We start from the raw sequence: 4,224 nt of genomic DNA, 5'->3' as shown, positions 1-4,224 counted from the left end.
GACCGGAGACGGGGTATTTTATAGTCTGGCGTTGACTTTTGGCACGCTGTTGAGTTCTCAAGGAACGGACGCTTCCTTCGTACTCACCCTCTCGGGCTTTCCTCCGGGCGCTTCCCTTCGGTGTTTCCAACCTTACCAGATCCGTTTTCCGTTCCCCCCGCTTCTTAATGAAGCAGTCGGTCCGAATCACTTTTCCGGCCCCCTGTTGGAGCGGGGTTTGTTTCGCGCCTTCCGGCGTGATCACTACTTTAGCGGATTTCCCCGGCGGCTCCTAATCGGAGCCTGGGGCCTTCCCGATCCGAATTCCGGCATGCCGAAATTCATCCCGTTCAGGGGCCGTGCAGTGGTGAGTGCCGCCGGTGCGGCTCGAGTGGCTGTCTCAGAACCGTCATGGCTCCGTGACAACTCGGAGAACACTACTCATCCGTCAGAGGAGTGTCAACTGACCGTTCGGCCCTCTCCACCAGCCCCTCAGTCGAGGTCGCTCAGCCGTCCGCCGGCGTCCGGCTGGGCGTCCTCCACCCGGCGCAGCAGGCGGGTCAGCATCTCGCCGAGCCGGCCGCGCTCCTCGCCCGAGAGGTCCTGGAGCAGGTCCTCCTCGAAGACCGTGGCCATCCGCATGGCCTCCAGCCACTTGCTCCGGCCTTCCTCCGTGATGCCGACGATGACGCGGACGCGGTTGCTCTCGTCGCGCTCCCGGGTCACCAGTCCCTCCGCGACCATGCGGTCGATGCGGTGGGTCATGGCGGCGGGGGTGAGGCCGAGCCGCTTGGCGAGGTCGCCGGGGCCCATCCGGTACGGGGCGCCGGCGAGGACGAGGGCCTTGAGGACCTCCCACTCGGCGTTGCTGATGCCGAGCTCGGCGGTCTGGCGTCCGTAGGCGACGTTCATCCGCCGGTTGAGGCGGCTGAGTGCCGATACAACCTTCTCCACCTGGGGGTCGAGGTCCTGGAACTCGCGCTGATAAGCGGCGATCTGTTCGTCGAGGCTCGGCTCGGAGGCGCCGGGGGTGTCAGCCATGCCCGGCAGTATGACACGAACTGATTCGCGCTAAAGCCCTTCGACATGTACTCTTTAGCTTCGAACTTTACTGTTGAAGTCTTCAGGCCTCGACAGTCCCGCCTCTCAACCTCTACCTAGGAAGGTGAGTGTGACCACCGCGATGGGCGCAGCTCTGCGCCGGATCCAGCTGGGGAACGCCCTGAGCGCGTTCGGCAACGGCTTCACCGTCCCGTTCCTGTTCATCTATGTGTCTCAGGTACGGGATCTCGGAGCGAGCACCGCAGGCCTGGTGCTCATGACGTTCGCCGTGTCCGCGCTGGTCGTGCTGCCCTTCGTCGGCCGGGTCATCGACCGGCGGGGTCCGCTGCCTGTTGCCGTCGCCGGTACGGTCTCCGCCGCCGTGGGGTCGATGGGGATGGGGCTGGCGTCCAGCGAGTCGCTGGTCTTCGCCGCCGCCGCGGCGCTGGGCGCCGGTATCGCGGTGATCCAGCCGACGCTCGCCACGATGATCGTCTGGTGCTCGACGCCGACGACCCGGTCGCGCGCGTTCGCGATGCAGTTCTTCCTGAACAACCTCGGCCTCGGCCTCGGCGGTCTGCTCGGCGGGCAGCTCGTGGACACCTCGGACCCGGGCAGCTTCGTGCGGCTCTTCGCGATCGAGGCGGCGATGTTCCTGGTGCTGGGTGTCGCCGTGGCGACCGTGCGGCTGCCGAAGGCGCCCAGGGTCGACGACGCGGTCCCGACGGACGAGGGCACGAAGGGCGGCTGGCGGACGCTGCTGGGTGACCGGGCCATGGTGCAGCTGTGCGTCCTCGGCTTCGTGATGTTCTTCGCCTGCTACGGACAGTTCGAGTCGGGTCTGGCGGCCTTCGCGGTCGAGGTCACCCGCATCTCGCCGGCGACGCTCGGCATCGCGCTCGCCGCCAACACCGCGGCGATCGTGCTGGCGCAGTTCGTGGTCCTCAAGCTGGTCGAGGGGCACCGGCGCAGCCGGGTCATGGCGCTCGTGGGTGTCATCTGGACCGTTGCGTGGGTGGCCGCCGGGGTCTCGGGGCTCGTTCCGGGGGCGCACGGGGTGGCGACCGCGCTGCTGATCTCCACGTACGCGCTCTTCGGCATCGGTGAGTCGATGCTGTCGCCGACGGTGGCGCCGCTGGTGGCGGACCTGGCGCCGGCGCGGCTGGTCGGTCAGTACAACTCGGCGTTCGCGCTCGTGAAGCAGCTCGCGCTGGCGATCGGGCCGGCCGTGGGCGGTCTGATGGCGGGCGGCGGCCTGTACGTGGCGTACATCGCCATGGTGATCGCGTGCTCCCTGCTCATCACCACCCTGGCGCTGCGGCTGGGCCGCCGGCTCACCCCGGCGCAGGACAACCCGCTGGTGGCGCGGACACAGCGCCGCCCGGCGGAGACAAAGGCGACGAGCGAGCGCACAGCCGTCCGCGTCTGATGTACGTACGCATATAAGAGGAGAGGGAGGGCGCCCGGGGCGCCCTCCCTCTCTTTCGTCACCCGTGCCCCGCCGGCAGGGCGAACTCGCACCAGACGGCCTTCCCGCCGCCGGGCGTGCGCCGTGAGCCCCAGGACGAGGCGATCGTGGCAATGATCGAGATGCCGCGCCCCGCCTCGTCGGCCGGCTCGGCGCGGCGGCGCCGCGGGAGGTGGTCGTCGCCGTCGGTGACCTCGATGATCAGCCGGCGGTCGGTGCGGCGCAGGCGCAGCCGCATGGGCGGTGTGCCGTGCTGGAGGGAGTTGGCGACGAGCTCGCTCGCGGCGAGGACGCCCAGGTCGCGCAGCTCGGTCGGGAAGCGCCAGCTGACGAGGACGCCCGAGGCGAAGGCGCGGGCCCGGGGCGCGGCCTCGATGCCGCCGAGGAGCTCCAGGGCGGCGTTGTGGAAGAGCTCGGCGTCGTGGCCGGTTCGGGCGGGGTGCTGGAGGACGAGGACGGCGACGTCGTCGTCGTGGTCGGCGGTCACGCCGAGGGCGCGGATCAGGCGGTCGCACATGACCTGGGGTGATCCGGTGGCGCCGGCGAAGGCGCGCTCCAGGGCGGCGACGCCTTCGTCGATGTCCTCGGTGCGGCGCTCGACGAGGCCGTCCGTGTAGAGCACGGCGCTGGAGCCGGGGCCCAGCGGCATGGTGCCGGAGGTGTGCATCCAGCCGCCGGTGCCGAGGGGCGGGCCGGTGGGTTCGGCGGCGCGGCGGACCGTGCCGTCGGGGTCGCGGACGAGGATCGGCAGGTGGCCGGCGGAGGCGTAGACCAGGCGGCCCTCGTTGGGGTCGTGGACGGCGTAGATGCAGGTGGCGATCTGGGTGGCGTCGATCTCGCCGGCGAGGCCGTCGAGGAGCTGGAGGACCTCGTGGGGTGGCAGGTCGAGGCGGGCGTAGGCCCGTACGGCGGTGCGGAGCTGGCCCATGACGGCGGCGGCGCGCACTCCGCGGCCCATGACGTCGCCGATGACGAGGGCGGTGCGGCCGGCGCCGAGGGTGATGACGTCGTACCAGTCACCGCCTACGGCGGTGTCCTTTCCGCCGGGCTGGTAGGTGGCGGCGACGCGCAGGTCGTCGGGCTGTTCGAGCTCCTGCGGGAGGAGGCTGCGCTGGAGGGTGACGGCGGCCTCGCGCTGGCGGCGCTCGCTGGCGCGCAGCCGCTCGGCGGCCTCGACCTGGTCGGTGACGTCCGCGGCGAAGACGAGGACGCCGGGCTGTTTGGCCTCGGTGGCGCCGACCTCGATCGGGGAGCAGGTGAACGTGTAGTAGCCGCTGCGGGGGCGGCTCTCGGCGTCGGCGGCGGGGGCCTGGTGGGGGACGTCGGCCACGGGGGTGCTGTCGCCCGGGGCGGGTGGGGCAGTGCGGGCAGTGCGGGCAGTGGCGATGTTCGTCGCGGCGTTGATGTCGGCGGAGACGCGGCGGGACTTGACCGTACGGGGGCGGCGGCTGCGGAGGACCTGGTCCATGAGGGGGAGCAGGCCGAGTTCGGCGAGCTCGGGGAGGGCTTCGCGGGCGGAGGCGCCGGGGGCTCGGGGGCCGAAGAGGGCGGCGTAGGCGTCGTTGACGTAGGCGATGCGGTGCTCGGGGCCGTAGACGACGGCGACGAGGGCCGGGACCTTGCCGAGCGTGTCGTGGACGGAGAGGCCGTCGAGGGTGGGGACGGGGCCGTCCGGTGCGGGGGCCGCGGGCGGGCCGGCCTCGGCGCGGGCGGCGGGCACGGAGCCGCCGGCCGCG

At 71.3% G+C, this 4,224-nt stretch carries 3 protein-coding genes; 1 reads left to right on the top strand and 2 read right to left on the bottom strand.

Features of this window, described 5'->3' with window-relative positions; translation table 11 throughout:
• Positions 1–471 precede the first annotated feature (471 nt).
• A complete protein-coding gene (locus B7P34_RS35225) occupies positions 472–1,020 on the bottom strand; it encodes a MarR family winged helix-turn-helix transcriptional regulator (protein WP_106682201.1) in 549 nt (182 codons plus the stop codon).
• A gap of 130 nt (positions 1,021–1,150) precedes the next feature.
• On the opposite strand from B7P34_RS35225, the gene B7P34_RS35220 reads away from it, so the two are divergent.
• The gene (locus B7P34_RS35220; RefSeq protein ID WP_106682200.1) at positions 1,151–2,449 is read left to right on the top strand and encodes an MFS transporter; all 1,299 of its coding nucleotides are present in this window, start codon (positions 1,151–1,153) and stop codon (positions 2,447–2,449) included.
• A 58-nt stretch (positions 2,450–2,507) separates the two neighbouring features.
• Here B7P34_RS35220 and B7P34_RS35215 read toward each other — a convergent pair.
• The coding region (locus B7P34_RS35215; RefSeq protein ID WP_106682199.1) for an ATP-binding SpoIIE family protein phosphatase at positions 2,508–4,224 on the bottom strand (1,717 nt) is incomplete at its 5' end.

Origin of the sequence: Streptosporangium nondiastaticum (genome assembly GCF_003011965.1) — a bacterium.
Lineage (GTDB): Bacteria > Actinomycetota > Actinomycetes > Streptomycetales > Streptomycetaceae > Streptomyces > Streptomyces nondiastaticus.
This window is presented reverse-complemented; position numbering and strand designations above follow the sequence as displayed.

Excerpts from the sequence above, each read along its gene's own strand:
- B7P34_RS35225 (WP_106682201.1), bottom strand. The coding sequence starts at position 1,020 with ATGGCTGACACCCCCGGCGCCTCCGAGCCGAGCCTCGACGAACAGATC.